Below are 18,265 nucleotides of genomic sequence, written 5' to 3'. Positions count from 1 at the left end.
CGGCTCGTGACGTCATGCCAGCGAGTGACGACCGTGACGCCGCGCGACTGGTTCCATCGGAGACATGACGCAGCACCCCGCCACAGCGACCCTCCCGCAGGTCCCGGCCGCCGCCCTCTCCGAGCCCGCGATCGAGCAGGCCGTCGCGGCGGAGCACGAGCCCCTCGTCCGTCCGGCCGACCTGGTGTCGGCGCTCACGGGCGTCGCGCTCTGCTTCTTCTCCCTTTTCGTCTACGCCATCGCGCACTGGCAGTACTTCGGCACGGACGTCGACGAGGTGAGCGTCCTCGGCTGGCTCGCACCGCTGATCGCCGGCGTCGCCTGCCTGCTGTCGGCCGTCGTGTCCGTCGGGGTCCGCGCCTCCGGGCGCCGGGCCGAGCGGATCGCGGCATGATCCCCGTCCTCGCCGGGCCCGGCCTCGAGGCCGCGGAGCAGCTCCTCGTCCGCGCCGGCTGCCTCCGCCCCGAGCACCCCTGGGCGGCCGGTGCCGCCACGGACGCCGCACCGCGGATCGACTTCGCCCTCCTCGCCGAGCAGGCGTGCCTCCTCGACCTCTCGGAGGAGGCGGTCGCCCGCATCGCCGTGTCGCTCGCCACCGGCCGTCCCGTCGACCTGCGGAGCGCCTTCGGCCACCTCACGCGCGACCACGCGCAGCTCGTGATGACCGCGGTCGCCGCGGCCGCCGGGCACGACCGCGTGAGCAGCCGGATCCGCGTGGTCGGCGACGAGCGCCGGGTCGAGACGGCGCCGCCCCTGGCCGTCTGGCCCTCCTGAGTCCCGCCCGCCCCGGTCGAGCGGCTCCGCTCGGCGGTCCGAGCCGGCGCTCCGCGTGCGTCCGAGGCCTCGGCCCGGTGAGCCGATCGGAGGCGCTGTGCCGCCGACCCGCGTCGCTACGGCCTTTCGGAGGTGCCCGGTTTAGGGTGTCCGTGTGCAACGAGTCGACGATTTCCCAGGAGCCGGACCGGTGGCGACCTCACCCGAATCCGGTGACCAGGGGGAGGCGTCCGCGCATCGGCTCTCCCCGACGGCGACTTCTCCCGTGCAGGTGACGAGCGGCGAGGCCGGCTACCAGGGCGGCAACGTGGCCGATCCGGTGTGGCAGTCGTGGCGTGACGAGCTCGCCAAGGTCGGCGGTCCGTCGCCCCTGCTCCACTTCGTGGACTCGCCCCGGACGCGCATCGAGCTCTCGACCACGCACCCCGGTGGGCTGCCCCCGTTCATCTCGGGCAAGACGACCCTCCTCTCCTCGCTCATCCGCGACGAGCTCGCCCTGCGCACCGCGAAGAACGCCGCGGGTGCGATCACCGACAAGGGGATCGAGCTGCGCTCGGTCCGCGGCATCGAGGGCGTCCACCTCGCCATCGGCCTCGCCCAGTGGCGCGCCGGCGACACGGAGTTCACCGCTCCCGTGCTCCTGCGCCCGCTCGCCATCCGCCGCTACGGCCGCGACTTCGAGCTCAAGCTCAAGGGCCAGCCCTACTTCAACCCGCAGCTCGCGCGCGCCCTCAAGCAGCAGTTCGGCATCACGATCGACCCGGAGCAGTTCGTCGAGCTGGCGGTGCAGAACGGCGTCTTCAAGCCGCAGCCGGTCATCGACCAGCTCCGCGGACTGACCTCGCACCTGCCGTGGTTCGCCGTGCACCCGCGCCTCGTGGTCTCGAGCTTCGCCGATGTGGCGGGCGACATGCTCCGCGACGCCCGGATGCTCGAGCACCCGGTCCTCGACGCCGTCGCCGGGAACCCGGCCGCCAAGCGGGCGCTGCAGCAGTCGCAGAAGGTGGCGTCGATCATCCCGCAGGACGAGCGTCCGCCGGCGACCGACAACCTCCTCCTCGACGCCGACGCCGAGCAGGAGCAGGTGATCGCGAACATCGCGGCCGGCAACTCGCTCGTCGTGAAGACCCTCCCCGGCACGGGCGGCACGCAGACCATCGTCAACGCGATCGGCGCGCTGGCCGCGCAGCACAAGCGCGTCCTGGTCGTCAGCGCCCGCCGGTCGAGCCTCGACAGCATCCACCAGCGCCTGCTCTCGGCGGGCCTGGGCGGCATCGCGGTCGGGCCCCGCACGCTCCGCCGCGACCTCATCCAGTCCATCGGCCGCAACGAGAAGGCCGCGCGTCCTTCCGTCAGCGAGATCGACGACGCCCTGCTCCGCCTGAGGAAGGTGCTGCTCGACTACCGTGGCGCACTCTCCCGCCGCGATGAGAGCTTCGGCGTCTCGGCGCTGCAGGCCCTCGAGGAGCTCGCCCGCCTCTCGCAGCTGCGGACGCCCCCGTCGACCGCCGCCCGCCTCGACCGCCGCTCCGTCACCGCCCTCGCGCACAGCCGCCCCGAGGCGACGCGGATGCTGATCGAGTCGGCGCGCCTGGGGGAGTTCCGCTACGGCCCGGGCGACTCGCCCTGGTACGGCGCGCAGTTCGACTCCACCGCCGACGCCGAGATCGCCCACGAGCTGGCCAAGCGCCTGCACCTGCGCGACCTGCCGCGCCTACTCGACCGCGCCCAGGACGTCATCGGCCAGACGCGGATGCGCCCGTTCGAGTCGGTCGCCGAGCTCGGCATCTATCTGCGCCTGCTGCAGGACGTCCGCGAGACGCTGGACAAGTTCCAGCCGGCCGTCTTCGACCGCTCGATCCAGGACCTCATCGTCGCGACCTCGCCGCGCCGCGAGGCCGCCGAGATGTCGTCCACCAACCGCCGGCGCCTGAAGAAGCTCGCTCGCGAGTACCTGCGTCCCGGCGCGCACGTCACCGACCTCAACGCGGCGCTCCGCCGAGTGCAGCAGCAGCGGACGCTGTGGCAGCGCTACGCGGTCGCCGGCACGATCCCCGAGGTCCCGGTCGGCGTCGCCGACGTGCAGGTGGCATACCAGCAGGTGACCGACCAGCTGAGCCGTCTCGACGAGCCGCTCGGCCGCCGCGGGACCAACCTGCAGCTCGCCTCGCTCCCGCTCGCGGAGCTGGCCTCGATGGTGTCGGGCCTCGCCGAGGACAGCGAGGTGCTCGCCAACCTCCAGGAGCGGACGACCCTCCTGGCGACCCTGCGCGACTGGGGCCTGGATCCGCTGCTCACCGACCTCTCGCGCCGTCACGTGCCGGCCGAGCTGGTCGCGGGCGAGCTGGACCTGGCCTGGTGGCGCTCGGCGCTCGAGATCATGCTGACCGACGAGCGCGCGTTGCTCGGCGGCAACACGAGCGTGCTCGACCGGCTCGAGGCCGACTTCAAGCTCGTCGACGAGGCGCACGCCGCCTCGAGCGCCGAGCTGCTGGCCTGGAAGCTCTCCGAGACCTGGAAGATCGGTCTCGTCGACTGGCCGCAGGAGCGCGACGCTCTGCGCGCACTGCTGCGCACCGAGGCGGCGACGACCCCTCAGGAGCTGCAGAAGGCCGCTCCGCACCTCTCGCGGGTGCTCGCTCCGGCGTGGCTCGCCTCGCCGTACGAGGTGCACCGCATCGGCACCGAGACGACCTTCGACGCGGTGTTCCTCGTCGACGCCGGCGCGACCACCCTGGCCGAGAACGTCGGAGCGATCCGCCGGGCCAAGCAGGTCGTCGCGTTCGGCGACCCGGTCACGCAGACCCCCACTCCCTTCGGCCTGCGCGTCGACGAGACGCCGGAGTTCGGCTCCACCGCCTCGCGGACCGACGTGGAGGCGCTGCACGCCCAGTCGGCGCTCGCCCGCCTCGGCGAGCTGCTCAACACCGTCACGCTCACCCGCAGCTACCGCGCCGGCGGCGAGGACCTGGCCGAGCTGGTCAACCGCCGCTTCTACGGCGGACGCATCGATTCGCTGCCCTGGGCGGGCTCGTTCCTCGGACACGACTCGCTCCGCTTCCACTACATCGCGAGCGGGCACGGCATGCCCGAGAACGACTCCGGAGCGGTCGAGTCCGTCGACGCCGAGGTCGCGAAGGTGGTCGAGCTGGTGCTCGAGCACGCCGTGATCCGTCCGCGCGAGTCGCTGATGGTGATCACCGCGAGCCCCCGCCACGCCGTGCGGGTGCAGCAGGCGGTGCTGACGGCCTTCGCCAAGCGCACCGACCTCAGCGACTTCATCCTCGGCGACCGGCCCGAGCCCTTCGCCGTCGTGACGCTGGAGCAGTCGGTCGCGCAGAGCCGCGACCGTGTCATCTTCTCGATCGGCTACGGCCGGACGCCCCACGGCCGCCTGCTGTCGAACTTCGGCGCGCTGGCGGAGCCGGGCGGAGAGCGCCTGCTGGCTGTCGGGATGACCCGTGCGCGCCGCTCGATGGACATCGTCTCGTGCTTCCGCCCGGGCGACATCGACGAGTCGCGCATGCGCTACGGCATGGTCGCGCTCGCGCAGGTGCTGCAGGAGGCGGAGGACCGCGTCCAGCCGAGCGACCGAGACGACTACTCCGAGCCGATGCTGGTGGATCTCGCCGCGCGCCTCGAGCGCCGTGGACTCCGGGTCAACATCGGGCACAAGGGCAAGCTCGCCCTCGTCGCCGCGCACGGGACCCGCGCCGTGGTGGTCGAGACCGACCGCGACGTGAGCACGCAGAGCCTGCGGGTGTCGCTGCGCCTGCGTCCTGAGCTGCTGCGCCGGCTGGGCTGGCACTACCTGCGGGTGCACAACTTCGAGCTGTTCGCCGACCCCGAGGCCGTGGCCGCGCGGGTGGCCGGGCTGATCGGTGCGACCGCGGGGGAGGAGCAGGCGGCTGCTCCCGCTGCGGGTGAGCCTGCTGCTCCTGCCGCTGCTGCTGCTGCTGCTGCTGCTCCTGCTGCTGATGGCGCCGCTCCGGCGTCGGGGGAGACGCAGCCCGTCGAGCCGCTGCCGCGCGACTGATCGTGGCGCCGGATCCCGACGCCCCCGCGGGTGTGGACCGCCCGTTGCGGCGCACCCGCGGCGGCCGCCGGGCGACGCTCCCCGCGAAGCCCGGCACCGATCCGTCCCCGCACGACGCTCCGGTCGCCGACTCCTCGGCGCCGCCCGCGCGCCCGGACACCGGCCCGAACGACGCGCGGCTGCGTCAGGACGTCCCGCCGCACTACTGATTCCAGCCGGACCGGCCGCTGGTCCGCGTGCCGACGCACTGTGCCGTCGAGGAGCTCGGACTTCACCGAACCTGTCCGTGCTGCGGGACGGCTCCGTGAGCGTCCGACGCCCCACCGCCGTCCTCGCCGCGGACCGGCACCGTCCGGCCACGTCGAGCCAGGTGCTCGGCGACCATCCGCTTCCCGTGGCGTGCCCGGCGATCGACCGCGTCCCGTCCGGTGGACGGTGACCATCGACGTTGAGCCCGGTCCATGGCGACCGACCCCTTCGCGTCCGGTGCCCGGCGAGCGACCGCTTCGCGTCCGGCGCCGGGCGACGTCCGATGAACGCGTGGATCCAGGGCCGATCAGTCCACGTCAGAGACGCTGAAGGTCCCGATCGGCGACTCCCGAAGGTGCAGGTGTCAGCCGAAACGCGTGCCAGCGTTTCGACTGCACCGTTCGCACAACGCTCCACGGAACGCGCCCCCGTCGGGAAGCCGACCGCGGTCTTCTTCCGCCTCCGGCGGAAGAAGACGAAACGGATCAGTCGACGTGCTTGCCGGAGTTCGCGGTGGTGGCGGTGCCGTTGTTCGCGAGCAGGTCGCGGATGTCGGCGAGGAGCTCGAGCTCGGTGGGGGCCTTGTCCTCCGCGGCGGGGGCGTCGGCGGCCTTCTTGGCGAAGGCGGCGTTCTTGAGGTGGTTGATCGGCAGGACGAACGCGAAGTAGAGGACGAAGGCGACGATCACGAACTGGATCAGCGCCGAGATCACCGAGCCGTAGGCGATGACGGTCGGGTCCTCGCCGTTCTCTCCCGGTCGGATGGTCCAGCTCAGGGTCTCGAGGGAGGAGGCGTCGAAGATCACACCGATGAGCGGGTTAAAGATCCCCGTCACGATCGCGTTGACGATGGTCGTGAAGGCGGCGCCGATGACCACCGCGACTGCCAGGTCGATGACGTTGCCGCGGAGGACGAACTCCTTGAAGCCGTTGAGCATGATCGTTCCGTTTCTGCCGTGAGCGGTGGGGGGCGGGTCAGCTCCCGGAGGAGGAGCCCGAGGAGGAGGACCCGGAGGAGCCCGAGGACGACGAGGAGGACGACCCGGAGCCCGAGGACCCCGAGCCGGACGAGGAGCCGCTGGAGCCCGACGAGCCCGAGGACCCGGAGGACGCCGACGAGCCGGAGGAGGAGCCGCCCGATCCCGAGGAGCCCGACGACTCGGACGAGCCCGAGCCGGACGAGCCGGATCCCGAGGAGGAGGAGGAGGAGGAGGAGCCGCTGTCACCCGGCTTCCCGCCGGAGCGGGAGTCGGTGCGGTAGAAGCCCGAGCCGTTGAAGGTCACGCCGACCGCGCTGAACACCTTGCGCAGCGCCCCCTGGCAGCTCGGGCACTCGGTGAGCGTGTCGTCGGTGAACTTCTGCTGGATGTCGAAGGCGTTGCCGCACTGCGTGCAGCGGTAGGAGTAGGTGGGCACAGGGGGCTCCTCGGAGGCGGGTGGGGGAGAAGGAGGACGGGGTCAGTGGCGCAGGTCGACGATGCCGGAGGGAGTGACGACTCCGTCGACGGCCTGGTCGTGGACCTCGCTGGGCACCCGGTCGACGAGCTCGCTGTCGAAGACGACGGCGTAGACCGGCGGGCACTTCTCCATCGAGCCGAGGGTCTTGTCGAAGTAGCCGCGCCCCCAGCCCATCCGCATCCCCTGCCGGTCGACAGTGGCGGCCGGGACGACGATGAGGTCGACGTCGTTGATCGCGATGGGGCCGAGCAGCTGCCCGACCGGCTCGGGCATGCCGAACAGGCCCTGGGTCTCGGTGTGGCCGTCGCCGACCGCCCAGTCGAGCAGGCCGTCGTGGCGGGAGATGGGGAAGAGGACGCGGATGCCGTGGCTCTCGGCCCAGCCTAGGAACGGCCGGGTGCTCGGCTCGTCCGGAGCGGAGAGGTAGCACGCGAGCGAGCGGGCTCCCACGCGGGTGGCGAGCTCGATCAGGTGGGCGGTGATCTGCTCCGCGGCCTGCTCGCGGGCGGTCGAGGTCTGCGTGCGGCGGCGCTCGCGCAGCTCGGCGCGCAGCGCCCGCTTCTCGTGCGTGATGTCGGCTGGCATGCGCTCAGTCTAGAACCGGGCCCCGCGCCGGGCTCCCCGGGCGCGAGCCTGAGGGAGGCTCGTCCCGCAGCGCCCCGGAACGGGGTCCGGCGCCTTCCGATGCCGGTACTGGCGCGAAACTCCCGCGACTTCCCCCGCCGCTAGGATGACGCCCCATGGGCACTCGAATCCGCAAAGCAGTCATCCCCGCCGCAGGTCTCGGCACCCGCTTCCTGCCGGCGACCAAGGCGATCCCCAAGGAGATGCTGCCGGTCGTGGACAAGCCGGCGATCCAGTACGTGGTCGAGGAGGCGGCGGACGCCGGGCTCCAGGACGTGCTCGTGATCATCGGGCGCAACAAGAACGCGCTCGCCAACCACTTCGACTCGGTGCCCGAGCTCGAGCAGAATCTGTCCAAGAAGAAGGACGACAAGAAGCTCGAGCACGTCAAGTACGCCAGCGACCTCGCCGACGTGCACTTCGTCCGCCAGGGCGAGCCGAAGGGCCTCGGCCACGCGGTCTCGCGCGCGCAGCGCCACGTCGGCGACGAGCCCTTCGCCGTGCTCCTCGGCGACGACCTGATCGACGCCCGCGACCCGCTCCTCTCGCGCATGATCGAGGTCGCCGAGAACCGCGACACCACGGTCGTCGCGCTGCTCGAGGTCGACCCCGACCAGATCCACCTCTACGGCTGCGCCGCGGTCGAGGCGACCGACGAGGACGACGTGGTGCGGATCACCGGCCTGGTCGAGAAGCCCGCCAAGGAGGACGCCCCCTCGAACCTCGCGATCATCGGCCGCTACGTGCTGAAGCCCGACGTGTTCGGCGTGCTCGAGCACACCGCCCCGGGCAAGGGCGGCGAGATCCAGCTGACCGATGCGCTGGAGCGCATGGCCCAGGACCCGGCCGAGTTCGGCGGCGTCTACGGCGTCGTGTTCCGCGGCCGCCGCTACGACACGGGCGACAAGCTCGACTACATCAAGGCGATCGTGCAGCTCGCCTCCGACCGCGACGACCTCGGCAAGGACCTCAAGCCCTGGCTGAAGGACTTCGTCGCCGGCCTCTGAGCTTCGACGAGCGCACGTCCGGAACGGACGGGACCCCCTGCTGCGGCGCGGGATCCCGTCCGTTCCTCCGTTCCCGGAGAGCACGGAGCGCCGCGGAGTCCAGTCCCCCTCCCGCAGTGCGGCGGAGCAGTAGGGTCGCATCATGCCGCTCCCGATCCCGACGCTCACCGAGGGTCGTGTCACCGTCCGCCCGATCCGCGTGCGCGACGCCCGCCCTCTCGAGCGGGAGCTGATCGCGAACCGGTCGTGGCTGCGCCAGTGGGAGGCGTCCGACCCCCGCGGAGGCGCCGCGTTCGACGTGCGCGCCAGCATCCGCTCGCTGCAGCAGAACGCGCGCGCGGGCGGAGGAGTGCCGTTCCTCATCGACTGGGACGGCGAGCTCGCCGGGCAGCTCAACATCTCGAACATCGGCTACGGCTCGCTCTCCTCCGGCTCGATCGGCTACTGGGTGTCCGAGCGCTACGCCGGGCGGGGCATCACCCCGATCGCCGTGGCCCTCGCCGCCGATCACGCCTTCCTCGACCTGGGCCTGCACCGGATCGAGATCTGCATCCGACCGGAGAACCGGCCGAGCCTGCGCGTGGTCGAGAAGCTCGGCTTCCGCTACGAGGGCCTGCGGCGGCGCTTCATCCACATCAACGGCGACTGGCGCGACCACTTCTGCTTCGCCCTCGTGGCGGAGGAGGTGCCCCGCGGCGTGCTCCGCCGCTACCTCGACGGGCAGGTCCCCTCGGACGTCGGTGTGCCGACCGACGCGGACCTCCGCGCCTCGCGCCGCTCGGGTCTCTCCGGACCCTCCGACGGCGCCGGTGTCCCTCCGACGGGGCCCCGGCTGATCCGCGATCCGCACGGACACACCTACCCGTAATGACGGACGGGAGTGCCCGGTACTCCTAGCGTTGTCCGCATGAGTAGCGACTGGCTGGGCGGGGGCGTCGTCTGGGCGCTCGCCGCCGTTCTGTGGGTTGCCTACCTGATCCCCACGTGGATGCGCAGGCGGTCGTACAACGCGACCGAGCGCAATGCGGTGAGGCTGCAGCAGACGCTGCGGATCCTCGCCGAGACCGCGGAAGTGCCCGAGCACGTGCGTGCGGAGGCGACGGCCCGCGAGGTGGCGCTGCAGCAGCGCCGGCTCCGGGTGACCGAGACACGACGACGAGCCGAAGAGAAGGCACAGGCGATGGAGCTGGCACAGGCGGAGAAGGCGGCGCACGACGCGCTGCGACGGGCGACCGCGAGCGCACGGCGGAGCACGCGATCGGGGCCCTCGGTCCTGCGCTGGCGCCAGGGCGCCGCGCTGGCCGTGCTGGTCGGCGCGGTCGCCGCGCTGGTCGGGCTCGTGATGCTGCCCTTCGGCGGTACGGGGGCGGTGCCGCTCGTCGGGCTGCTCCTCGTCGTCGCGGGTCTCGGCACGCTGATCCACCTGGCGCCCGGACGCCGCCGCGCCGCCGCTCCGGCCACGGCCGCCGCGACGGCCGCCGCGACCGAGCGCCGGCGCGCCGAGGTCTTCGAGGCCGAGCTCGCCGAGGAGGAGGCGGACGACGACTCCGAGGCGCTCGCCGAGGACCGCGCGAGCTGGACGCCGCAGCCGCTCCCCAAGCCGCTCTACCTCTCCCGGGGCACCGTCGCCGCTTCGGCGATGGCGTCGATCGACGCTGTGGAGCGCCTGCGCACCGCCGCGGCGGAGGCGGAGCTCGCCCAGCGCGCCGCCGCGACCGCTCCCGAGGTGGCGCCTCTGCGCGTCCCGCGTGCCGCCGCACCGGCTCCCGAGGCGCCCCGTCCCTCCTCCCGCTTCGCCGCGATGGGCGTCGTGGACGGCGTCGACGCGATCGACCTCGACCAGGCGCTGCAGCGCCGCCGCGGGGCCTGACGCGGGTGCGAGGCGCCCGCTCGTCCGTGCTAGTGTGGACGAGTTGTTCGGGCCGGTGACGGTTCGAAAGGCACGGGTCCGTGGCGCAGTTGGTAGCGCGCTTCGTTCGCAATGAAGAGGTCAGGGGTTCGAATCCCCTCGGATCCACCACCAGGGAAGGCCCGCTCGAGAGAGCGGGCCTTCTGCGTTCCACCGTGGCCCGTTCGGGGGAGCCGGCCCTCAGTGTTCTACCCGTGGCCCACTCGGAACAGCCAGCCTTCTGCGTATCCGGTCTGCCACGCATGATGCAGGCAGCTGAAGTGATGCGGATTCTCGAGTCGAGATGTCCGTCTAACGCGCCGGAACGGAAGGGCCCTCCAGGGAGGAACGGCTAAAAATCGATTTTTCGTGCCACGTTTGAGAGCGCTCCTCGAACCTCGGTGGCTCTATTGCTCCGATTCGAGGGGAAGTTCGCTCTCAAGTATGAGGCGGGTGTCATCAGTGAGTACGGACGGATTGGCTTCGAGAACGAGTTGTAGCCGATCGGCGAACTGACTTTCGGTGATGAGGCCTGCGGGGTTCGAACCGTCCTCCTCGATGTTCGCCCTACTCAGGACACTCAGTTGTGCGTTCGTGAATGATCCGGCTTCGAGCAATTTTCGGTATCCGCGGTTCCACTTCTCGCGGCTCATCGTGACGTTCAGCGTCGAGAGCAGATCTTTCATCCCCTGGTCCGCGGGTTGCGCGATGTCAGGCTCAGGGTGTTCGCGATCCGCGGTCGAAGTTGCGCTTCGGATACTGCGTAGTGCGCGAAGATGCCCCCAGCTCGTTCGCAGAGCCGGCAGCGCGGTGGTGTTCCACCAGCGCTTCACGTGCGGAGACGCAGCTCGCGCCACCATGGTCACGATGATCGCCACGAACAGGATCGCAGCCTCGCGCTCTTCAGGCGTCAGCTCGTCGGGTGACCGGTAGGGAGGTGCGTCTCGACCGCCGTCGTCGGCGTCATCGACCCAACGCCACGCTGCGTGCCCCTTGAGCTCATTGGTCTCGTTATCGAAGAGATGGCCAACGACTGCGTCGTCGACAAGCCTGGAGGTCCCTAGGTGCAGACCGTCAGGGACAATTGGAACGTAGGCCATGCCTGAGGATACAGCCGACTTCCGGCGTTGGCCCGCGATTCAGACAGCGCTGATAGGCCGTGCGAGGAGAACAGTGCTGTCATGGCCCAGAAGTATCCGAGTTGGTGTAGAACGCCGGAGCCCGGCCTGGCTGACGCCGGGCCGGGCAACGCGGGTGAATGGCGCCGACGCGGTCCACCGTGTCCGCCTAGCCCCTCGGCGGGTGCGGATCGTTCCCGTAGGAATTCTTCGACCCGATAGTTCCGTCGAGGTTGCGCACCGTGTGCTCTACTCCGCGGTCCTTCGCCATCTCGCGTCCGATTGCCTGCTGCTCCGACTTGTTGCCGCCAGTGTGCGCTGCACGCGAGCTGCCCTCAATCTTCGACTTCCAGGTACCGTCTTCGTTGTACGTGCTGACGTCTCCCTTTGCCATGTCCATCACCCCCTCCTGTGGTCGTCTAGAGCCTGCCATCGACCTCCGACACTTTGCGCGAGCAGCGCGCTGCGCTCAGAGCGGTTCTGCTTGTGGTGGCGTCCGCTCTAGGCGAAGTAGTCGCAGACCACGCTCTGAGGGACGCGGGGCCGCTCGAACGCAACGTTCTTTCCGCACACGCGGTAGACCGCGCCTTCAAGGCAGTGGTCGTGTTTCTCGCAGATGCGAGCGGATAGGCGTAGCAGACGAGCCCCGCCCCACACGTGACGGCGAGCAGAAGGCTGGACGGCTCGTGGTCTGCCGGCCGAAGAGCGGGGAAGACCACGACGAGGGCAAGGCGGGCTAGTTCGCCCGTGAGCGGCCGGGGAGAGGCTGCATGTCCCGCTTGCGATACCTCTCCATTCGTCGAGGCTCAACGCGTGGGTACGCCGACCGCACTGTTTCGCGACATTCGTTGCGCCACAGGCACACGTCCGCTCAGCATCGCGACGAACAGTGGTTCGGCGATCACGGTGGTCCTCGACTTCGAGCACCTCGAGTTCTCTGTCGTGGCGGGCCCACTGCTCACCCCACCAACCAGTCGACTAGCGCGACGACGATGATGACGAAGAGCGCGAGCCCGATGAGGGCGCCAAGGCTGGTCGGGATCCAATTGAATCCGTCGAACGTGGTGAACCAGGGTGGACCGCCCTTCATGCACGACCAGAACGACTTCCGCTCGCGTGGATCCGTGTTCTTCATTCTGAGACCGCCGCAAGGGTCCGTCTGCTTCGCAACCACCGAGGCATCGTCTCTGACGACACCGTCCAGGTGCCGATGCCGACTGCGAGCACAAGGGAGCCGATCATCGTGAAGCTGAAGCTCCAGAGCCCGATGGTCACGATGATGGCGGCGTGAAGCAGTAACCCCAGCGCGAGGGCCAGCATGCGCATGCGCGAGGTGCCGAGTATGAGGATGGCGAGGAGGCACTCCAGAGCAATAGTTCCCCAGGTGAGAGCAGCCGTCCCCAATGGAGACGCAGTGATCCAGAGGATGACTGGTTCGACGGGCCCCGAGGCTCCGAAGTTCTTGTCTCTGACGATGTAGTACTCCGCAGATCCTTCTACCCATGCGGAAGTTCCGAGCTTGGCGACGCCGCTATTGATATAGATGGCCGCCATCTGCAAGCGGATCATGAGAGAAGCGCTCAGCGTGATGCCTCGGGAAACAGGACGTAGAGCACGTGTCGGCCGGAACCAGTGCCAAGTTCTGTCGTCGAGGAGGCAGATCGGCACCAGAAGGAGCGTCACGACCTGCGCAACACTCTCGCCGCCATCGGGGAGAGCAATGCTCTGATTGAGAGAGAAAGCGACCCAGGCGTGAGGTATAGCCGTCCAGCGCGGAGCGAAGCCGCTTGCGACAACGAGCAGAACGCCGATGAAGAGCCAGTGCCATGTCTCCGGACCGACGTCACCGCGACAGTACAGACTGATCGACCTGACGCCGTCGCAGTAAGGCGGCTCGGGCCGTCCGACGACGGGGACCAACAGTGCTGAGGGCGACGCGAACAAGAGGATGCTGAGCTGCCCCAGAGCGATGAGAGTTCTTCCGGCGCCGATCCAGGGCGTCCTCGCGTCGTAACTCACGGCCCATTGCCTCAGTGCGGTCATCATTTACGGCTCCCTGCCGCACTGCACGTCCACGTGGACGGTGTGCGTGATGGTGATCCGCTCTGCCACTAGGTCGCGATATGCCCACGGAGTCGGCTTCTCTTGGGTCAGTATCGCTTCGCCGCACACGGTGGGCTGAGGTGAGCTGTTCACGAGTTTCACCGGATCGGTTCGCGCCGCATCAGGCAGGCAAGAATCGGTGGTGTCCTCGCATTCGATCCACAGGTCGGTTTCGAGGCCTGAATGGATCAGAGCGATCTCCGGCCCCTGCGCCCGAGATGTGCGAGAGAGGCCGAACAAGTTGCGGGGCAGGCCCTGTGGCGTGACAAGGAGAGACTCATACTCATCCGGACCCGCTTCTCGGTATGCGTCGAGATTCGGCGAGTCGGGATTCTTGGTGAAGAAGCCCCATCCCTGCGGCCAGATCGAACTCAATTCAGGGCGCAATTTTTCCATCGTCGGACTCGACAGAACGTTCGTCGGGATGACCACGTAGATCGAGAGGAGGAACGAGAGCAGGAGGATCGCGCTGGAGATCCAGAATGCCGTGTAACTGATCGCATCACCTCTGGGAGTCTCTGTCCCGATTTCCCTGTTCTTTCCTCTGCAAGGAGTGTCACCTCGCAGGAACAAAGCCTGTTCCTGCGAGGTGACGCGCCGCATGCGCTAGACGTTGCTCGCGATGAGCGCTGACTGATTCTGAACGGAGAACTGGGAGGTGCCGGCCGACGCGAGCCAGAAAGCATTGTTCCGCCAGAGCGCTCCGTTCTCGTAGGCTGCGGCGTTGGCTGCGAGGAGCACGACGTCGACGGCCACGACAGGATTGACTGCGCAGTACCCGATGGCCTCTCCCGAGTTCACGACAGTAGCGATGCTGTTCAGCCCTTCTTCGAGCGCGAACAGACCTCTCTCGACCTGGTAGGGATTGCCGGAGGTCACGGGCTGCGTCACCGTGCTGTTGAAGGATGGGACGTTGTCGACCAGCGCCTGCGTCACTTCGTCGATGACGTCTCCACTCACTCCTGCCTCACCGTTGACGAAGCCGATGCCGGTGGCGACGTCCGGATTCGCTTCCGCGATCGGGCCGCTTCCGTCGATGAGAAGGGCGACGACGTCCCTGTCTGTGTACTGCTCTGTGCTGGCGCTTGTGCCTCGCGGGGTGCTGGTCGCGCTAGCGGGCATCGTGATACCCAGCACCAGACCCGACGCGACCGCAAGAGTGCTCAGCCCCGTCGCTAGCTTCTTCCTGCCGTTCACCAAAAACCTCCTAGCTTGGCGTGTGGCAAAAACATACCACCGTCACTGTTCGGAGACAACCTCATGACGGCCCACCTTTGTATTGCGTTCTCGAACTCGCTTGACGAGGGTCGTCCTCGGCACGCGCCCCGCTGATCCCCACCCGATGGGCACTGCGATCCCGTGGCAGCCGTCGCCGAGGATGCGGTGCGTCTCGAGGAGTCGTTCGCCCCTTCGGCGGACAGGGCTCAGGAGGAGCCGGCAGACCGCGTCCTCGAGGCCTCTTCTTCATCCCCGGTCGCTACCACGCCCCTGATTCGTCGGCCCCGCCCGATGGCCGAAGTGGTGTGCGCTCGCGCGAGTCCCGAGAAAGGCCTGCTTGCAGTCCGCTCCGGCCCCCCGGTGATCGCGAGGACTTTACAGGCGGCCCGGCGAGCGGTCGTCGATCAGCATCTCGTGGGGGTGCCCGCAGTGCTTCAGGAGATCGGAGCCCACGACTTCGTCAGTACGCGGAAGACCCGTGTCCTCTCTCCGCCTCGAGTGCTGAGAGGCTAGATGCTCGGATGTGATCGAACGAATCCGTCGACTGCCAGGGATCGGGCAACGAAGGGTTCGATCGTGTCAAGCGCAGAGGGCAGGTCTTCCCAGGCATCGTTCACGAAGGAACTCACCTGCGCACCGGTGAAGAGGTAGACGATCGTTCGCGCGGACAGCGGCACATCGACGTTCCCTCTCAAAGCCTTTTCACCCTCCGCCCGATGGAGAAAGGAGCTGATCGCTTGTATCCATGCAGAGTCGAAGGTGTGGGTCGCTTCTGGAAACACCGTGGACGCCTGGAGGACGAGGCGTGCCCCGGCCTGTGCAACGTGGTCCGACTGGAGCAACCGCCCGAGCGCGTCAGTCAGTTCGAGTAAGCCGGACAGGCCGTCGAGTCCGGAGTCCGAGATTTCTTCGCATACTCTGACGAACTGCTTCTCCTGACGCGTGATCAGCTCCTGGGCGATCTGCTTCTTGCCTTCGGGGAAGTGAAAGTAGAACGCTCCCTGTGTGACCGCAGCCTCCTCGAGGATGTCAGCCACACGAGCGGTCTCGTAGTGCAAGCGAGCAAAGACCCTGCTGGCGCCGATCACGAGCGTCTCTCGCGTGGCGATCGCTCGTTCCTGCTTGGCCATCGGATCCCTCTCATCGTGAGCGCGTCGAATCCTAGTACCGATCTCAAGGTTCCCGGCGACGAGGCTCGGGTGCTGCCGCTGATGTACTTCATCGATTTCTTCCACATCGAAGGCCCGTTCTGCTGGAGAACGGGTTCTTCGTCGGGCTGCAGTGACTGCAGTCGTCAGAGGTCGTCAGCTTCTCGAGTCGGGCCGGAATAGATTCATCGCCAGGGAAGGCCCGCTCGAGAGAGCGAGCCTTCGGCGTTCTCCCCGCAACCCGCTCACCAGGGCTCGCTGTCCGTGTCCGCCGGGTGTCCCGCGGTTCTCTCCTATCCCCCCCGCGCAAGGGCGACGTCCGTGTCCCCCATCCGGGCCGCGCCGGACGGGAGCCGCCCTCCTCCGGTCCGTCGGGGGAGTGGAGGCGACGTACGCTCGCCACTCGTGCTCTCGCAGCACGCGAGGCAGCCGAACGACGGACGACCAGGGGACGGGACGACATGGGGATCACAGCGCACAGGACACGGCGGAGAGCGGCAGGGGTCGGCATGGGGGCGATCGCGCTCCTGGCGGGGCTCCTCGCGGCACCGCCGGCGCAGGCGTCCGGCACGCAGACGCTGCTCGCGCTCGGCGACTCGATCACGCGCGCGGCGACGACCTGCGGAACGAATCGCGACTGCGCCGAGAACTCCTGGGCGACGGGATCGGCGCCCGCGGTCGACTCGGTCGCGAGCCGGATGGCGGCGGCGGACCCGCGGACGGCGGTCCGCGCGGTGAACTACGCGAAGTCGGGCGCGGTCATCAGCGGCGTCGAATCGCGGATCGACGCGGCGGTCGCGGCCGGGGAGGAGCCGGACGTGGTCACGCTGCTGATCGGCGGCAACGACCTCTGCTCGCTGAGCCTCTCGCCCGACTCCCGTGACGGCTACGCGATGACGCCGGCGGCCTCCTTCGCGGCGTCGGCGACGCGGATCCTGCGCTCGATCGGCGAGGAGTGGCCGGAGGCGACGGTGCTCGTCGGCTCGGTCCCGGACATCGAGGCGGAGTGGGAGGTCGTGAAGCCGACGCCGGGCGCCGCGATCTGGGCCTGGGGCGGGGTCTGCCGCACCCAGCGCGGCGTCGACGCCACGACCGGAGCCCCGCTGACCGGCTCGGCCTACACCGCCTCGCTCGCGGCGGCGGAGGACCGGGAGGCCGACTTCAACGCCGCTCTCGAATCGGCCTGCGCGTCCGCCGCGAACGACTGCGTGTGGGACGGCGGCGCCCTCACGGCGGCTCCGATCTCGCTCGACCAGCTCTCGACAGACGTCGACTTCTTCCACCCGAACGTCGCCGGTCAGGCGATGATCGCGGAGGAGCTGTGGACGGCCTGGGGCCTCGGCGACGAGCCGTCCCCGACGCCGACTCCCGCTCCCACGACGGCGCCGACAGCGGCTCCGGCACCCACGGGCTCGCCCGCACCCTCGCGCGACACCACGGCTCCGAAGGTCGTCATCACGGCGCCGACGAGCGGATCCACCGTGCGCGGATCGGTGACGCTCGTCGCCACAGCCAAGGACGACGTCGGCACGACGCGGCTGAGCTTCTGGAGCGGAGCGACGCGGCTGGGTGACGCGACGAAGGCGTCGGACGGGACGTGGCGCCTGACCGTCTCGGCCTCGTCCTACCCGGCCGGGCGGTACACGATCGTCGCGCACGCCTACGACGCCGCGGGGAACTTCGGGCGCAGCGCCTCGATCACCCTGAAGCGCTGAGCGGATGAGGGGGTCGGCAGCGGCCCCCTCAGCCCTGCGCGACGAGCAGCACGTCGGGCCGGTCCCAGTTCTCGACGGTCTGCAGCACCCAGAAGACCCCGAAGAGGGCGAGCGCGACCGCCTCGCCGAGCAGGAGCCACTGCTCGCCAAGCAGCTCCGCTCCCCGCCCCGTGAGCACCAGGACCACCAGGGTCGCATCGACCGCGGCGATCAGCACCGCGAGAACGGCATAGCAGCGGGAGTAGAAGCGCGGCGTCCCCGGCCCGCTCGCCCCCTCCTCGCGCACCGCGACGGCGTGCAGGGCTGCGGTGACGGCGATGAGGAGGAAGAAGACGCCGGCGGCGGCGTAGTGGCCGAGCCGCAGGAACGACGGGAGCGTGCTCCAGGCCGCCAGGGCGATCAGGAGGGCGGCCGCGACCGCGGTGCGGACGAGCGCCCAGCGGTCGAGGACCCGGTCGAGGGCGAGCAGGACCACGGAGGCGGCGAGGACGACAGCAGCCGTGACCAGGTAGGCGGGCAGGGATCCGGCGACCTCCTCCACGGCCGTGACGGGGAGGCACGACGCCTCTCCCGCCGGGCACGCCGCTCCGAGGAGGCGCTGCAGCTCCTCCGAGGCGAGGGGCACCGGCACGATCGCGATGACCGGCGCCGTCATGCCCGCCAGCAGCAGGAGGAAGCGCCGGACGCTCCTCCCGGCGAGGACGACCAGCGCGACGCCGACCGCGAAGAGCGCCCCGGTGAAGAGGGAGCGGATCGGGGTGTAGTACGAGGCGCTGATCGAGCGCAGCGGACCTCCGACGACGAGCTCGTGGACGAGGCCGGCCGAGAGGAGCACCACGGCCGCCACGAGGGAGAGGCGGACGTAGCGGTAGGTGCGGAGGGAGGAGACGGCGCCGGCCCCGCCCAGCGCGTCGCCGCGGGCCACCC

General features: G+C 69.5%; 19 protein-coding genes and 1 tRNA gene. 9 read left to right on the top strand and 11 right to left on the bottom strand.

Going from position 1 to position 18,265, the window contains the following annotated elements; translation table 11 throughout:
• Positions 1–64 precede the first annotated feature (64 nt).
• From GSU45_RS11650 to GSU45_RS11635, 4 genes are all read left to right on the top strand, one after another.
• Positions 65–394 carry a hypothetical protein gene (locus GSU45_RS11650; protein ID WP_159915133.1) on the top strand — a complete coding sequence of 110 codons (330 nt, stop codon included), beginning with the start codon at positions 65–67 and terminating at the stop codon, positions 392–394.
• Positions 391–774 (top strand): hypothetical protein, encoded by a 384-nt coding sequence (locus tag GSU45_RS11645; RefSeq protein WP_159915131.1) that lies wholly within the window; start codon positions 391–393, stop codon positions 772–774. Before GSU45_RS11650 ends, GSU45_RS11645 begins: the two co-directional genes overlap by 4 nt.
• A 265-nt stretch (positions 775–1,039) precedes the next feature.
• The gene (locus GSU45_RS11640) at positions 1,040–4,810 is read left to right on the top strand and encodes an AAA family ATPase (RefSeq protein ID WP_244248108.1); all 3,771 of its coding nucleotides are present in this window, start codon (positions 1,040–1,042) and stop codon (positions 4,808–4,810) included.
• 44 nt (positions 4,811–4,854) lie between these two features.
• Entirely contained in the window at positions 4,855–5,019 is a 165-nt protein-coding gene (locus tag GSU45_RS11635) for a hypothetical protein (RefSeq protein ID WP_167302030.1), read from the top strand.
• Between the two features lie 525 nt (positions 5,020–5,544).
• Here the strand turns inward: GSU45_RS11635 and mscL are convergent.
• The 3 genes from mscL to GSU45_RS11620 are packed head-to-tail and all read right to left on the bottom strand — an operon-like array spanning position 5,545 to position 7,102.
• On the bottom strand, positions 5,545–5,997 hold the full coding sequence (mscL, locus tag GSU45_RS11630) for a large conductance mechanosensitive channel protein MscL (RefSeq protein ID WP_159915128.1): 453 nt from the start codon (positions 5,995–5,997) through the stop codon (positions 5,545–5,547).
• A gap of 37 nt (positions 5,998–6,034) precedes the next feature.
• Positions 6,035–6,475, bottom strand: coding sequence for an FmdB family zinc ribbon protein (locus GSU45_RS11625; RefSeq protein ID WP_159915127.1), 441 nt, complete (start codon positions 6,473–6,475; stop codon positions 6,035–6,037).
• A 42-nt stretch (positions 6,476–6,517) separates the two neighbouring features.
• The gene (locus tag GSU45_RS11620; protein ID WP_159915126.1) at positions 6,518–7,102 is read right to left on the bottom strand and encodes a 5-formyltetrahydrofolate cyclo-ligase; all 585 of its coding nucleotides are present in this window, start codon (positions 7,100–7,102) and stop codon (positions 6,518–6,520) included.
• 155 nt (positions 7,103–7,257) lie between these two features.
• Between GSU45_RS11620 and galU the strand changes: the two genes are divergently transcribed.
• From galU to GSU45_RS11600, 4 genes are all read left to right on the top strand, one after another.
• The gene (gene galU / locus GSU45_RS11615; RefSeq protein ID WP_159915125.1) at positions 7,258–8,148 is read left to right on the top strand and encodes a UTP--glucose-1-phosphate uridylyltransferase GalU; all 891 of its coding nucleotides are present in this window, start codon (positions 7,258–7,260) and stop codon (positions 8,146–8,148) included.
• A 142-nt stretch (positions 8,149–8,290) separates the two neighbouring features.
• Positions 8,291–9,016 (top strand): GNAT family protein, encoded by a 726-nt coding sequence (locus GSU45_RS11610; RefSeq protein WP_104275380.1) that lies wholly within the window; start codon positions 8,291–8,293, stop codon positions 9,014–9,016.
• Between the two features lie 39 nt (positions 9,017–9,055).
• Positions 9,056–10,018: a hypothetical protein gene (locus GSU45_RS11605; protein ID WP_159915124.1), complete on the top strand. Its 963-nt coding sequence runs from the start codon at positions 9,056–9,058 to the stop codon at positions 10,016–10,018.
• A 74-nt stretch (positions 10,019–10,092) separates the two neighbouring features.
• Positions 10,093–10,168 (top strand) — tRNA-Ala (locus GSU45_RS11600).
• A gap of 275 nt (positions 10,169–10,443) precedes the next feature.
• Here GSU45_RS11600 and GSU45_RS11595 read toward each other — a convergent pair.
• The 7 genes from GSU45_RS11595 to GSU45_RS11565 form a co-directional block, all read right to left on the bottom strand.
• Positions 10,444–11,136: a hypothetical protein gene (locus GSU45_RS11595; RefSeq protein WP_159915123.1), complete on the bottom strand. Its 693-nt coding sequence runs from the start codon at positions 11,134–11,136 to the stop codon at positions 10,444–10,446.
• Positions 11,137–11,323: 187 nt separating this feature from the next.
• Complete coding sequence (locus tag GSU45_RS11590) at positions 11,324–11,548, bottom strand: DUF2188 domain-containing protein (protein ID WP_159917100.1); 225 nt, start codon at positions 11,546–11,548, stop codon at positions 11,324–11,326.
• Positions 11,549–12,112: 564 nt separating this feature from the next.
• A complete protein-coding gene (locus GSU45_RS11585; protein WP_159915122.1) occupies positions 12,113–12,289 on the bottom strand; it encodes a hypothetical protein in 177 nt (58 codons plus the stop codon).
• Positions 12,286–13,200 (bottom strand): sporulation-delaying protein SdpB family protein, encoded by a 915-nt coding sequence (locus GSU45_RS11580; protein ID WP_159915120.1) that lies wholly within the window; start codon positions 13,198–13,200, stop codon positions 12,286–12,288. The genes GSU45_RS11585 and GSU45_RS11580 overlap by 4 nt, the downstream gene beginning before the upstream one ends.
• On the bottom strand, positions 13,201–13,860 hold the full coding sequence (locus GSU45_RS11575; RefSeq protein WP_159915119.1) for an SdpA family antimicrobial peptide system protein: 660 nt from the start codon (positions 13,858–13,860) through the stop codon (positions 13,201–13,203). It abuts the gene before it with no gap.
• 3 nt (positions 13,861–13,863) lie between these two features.
• Complete coding sequence (locus GSU45_RS11570; RefSeq protein WP_159915118.1) at positions 13,864–14,454, bottom strand: hypothetical protein; 591 nt, start codon at positions 14,452–14,454, stop codon at positions 13,864–13,866.
• Between the two features lie 530 nt (positions 14,455–14,984).
• Positions 14,985–15,605, bottom strand: a complete 621-nt coding sequence (locus GSU45_RS11565) for a TetR/AcrR family transcriptional regulator (protein ID WP_159915117.1) — start codon at positions 15,603–15,605, stop codon at positions 14,985–14,987.
• A 527-nt stretch (positions 15,606–16,132) separates the two neighbouring features.
• Here GSU45_RS11565 and GSU45_RS11560 point away from each other — a divergent pair.
• Entirely contained in the window at positions 16,133–17,338 is a 1,206-nt protein-coding gene (locus GSU45_RS11560) for a GDSL-type esterase/lipase family protein (protein ID WP_159915116.1), read from the top strand.
• A 28-nt stretch (positions 17,339–17,366) separates the two neighbouring features.
• Here GSU45_RS11560 and GSU45_RS11555 read toward each other — a convergent pair whose 3' ends face one another.
• Positions 17,367–18,263, bottom strand: a complete 897-nt coding sequence (locus GSU45_RS11555) for a hypothetical protein (protein WP_159915115.1) — start codon at positions 18,261–18,263, stop codon at positions 17,367–17,369.
• Positions 18,264–18,265 lie beyond the last annotated feature (2 nt).

It is taken from the genome of Rathayibacter sp. VKM Ac-2801 (genome assembly GCF_009834245.1).
Lineage (GTDB): Bacteria > Actinomycetota > Actinomycetes > Actinomycetales > Microbacteriaceae > Rathayibacter.
This window is presented reverse-complemented; position numbering and strand designations above follow the sequence as displayed.

Bases quoted from the DNA above. Each gene is read 5' to 3' on its own strand.
- GSU45_RS11650 (WP_159915133.1), top strand. From the start codon at position 65: ATGACGCAGCACCCCGCCACAGCGACCCTCCCGCAGGTCCCGGCCGCC.
- GSU45_RS11645 (WP_159915131.1), top strand. From the start codon at position 391: ATGATCCCCGTCCTCGCCGGGCCCGGCCTCGAGGCCGCGGAGCAGCTC.
- mscL (WP_159915128.1), bottom strand. From the start codon at position 5,997: ATGCTCAACGGCTTCAAGGAGTTCGTCCTCCGCGGCAACGTCATCGAC.
- GSU45_RS11620 (WP_159915126.1), bottom strand. From the start codon at position 7,102: ATGCCAGCCGACATCACGCACGAGAAGCGGGCGCTGCGCGCCGAGCTG.
- galU (WP_159915125.1), top strand. From the start codon at position 7,258: ATGGGCACTCGAATCCGCAAAGCAGTCATCCCCGCCGCAGGTCTCGGC.
- GSU45_RS11610 (WP_104275380.1), top strand. From the start codon at position 8,291: ATGCCGCTCCCGATCCCGACGCTCACCGAGGGTCGTGTCACCGTCCGC.
- GSU45_RS11605 (WP_159915124.1), top strand. From the start codon at position 9,056: ATGAGTAGCGACTGGCTGGGCGGGGGCGTCGTCTGGGCGCTCGCCGCC.
- GSU45_RS11595 (WP_159915123.1), bottom strand. From the start codon at position 11,136: ATGGCCTACGTTCCAATTGTCCCTGACGGTCTGCACCTAGGGACCTCC.
- GSU45_RS11590 (WP_159917100.1), bottom strand. From the start codon at position 11,548: ATGGCAAAGGGAGACGTCAGCACGTACAACGAAGACGGTACCTGGAAG.
- GSU45_RS11585 (WP_159915122.1), bottom strand. From the start codon at position 12,289: ATGAAGAACACGGATCCACGCGAGCGGAAGTCGTTCTGGTCGTGCATG.
- GSU45_RS11580 (WP_159915120.1), bottom strand. From the start codon at position 13,200: ATGATGACCGCACTGAGGCAATGGGCCGTGAGTTACGACGCGAGGACG.
- GSU45_RS11575 (WP_159915119.1), bottom strand. From the start codon at position 13,860: ATGCGGCGCGTCACCTCGCAGGAACAGGCTTTGTTCCTGCGAGGTGAC.
- GSU45_RS11565 (WP_159915117.1), bottom strand. From the start codon at position 15,605: ATGGCCAAGCAGGAACGAGCGATCGCCACGCGAGAGACGCTCGTGATC.
- GSU45_RS11560 (WP_159915116.1), top strand. From the start codon at position 16,133: ATGGGGGCGATCGCGCTCCTGGCGGGGCTCCTCGCGGCACCGCCGGCG.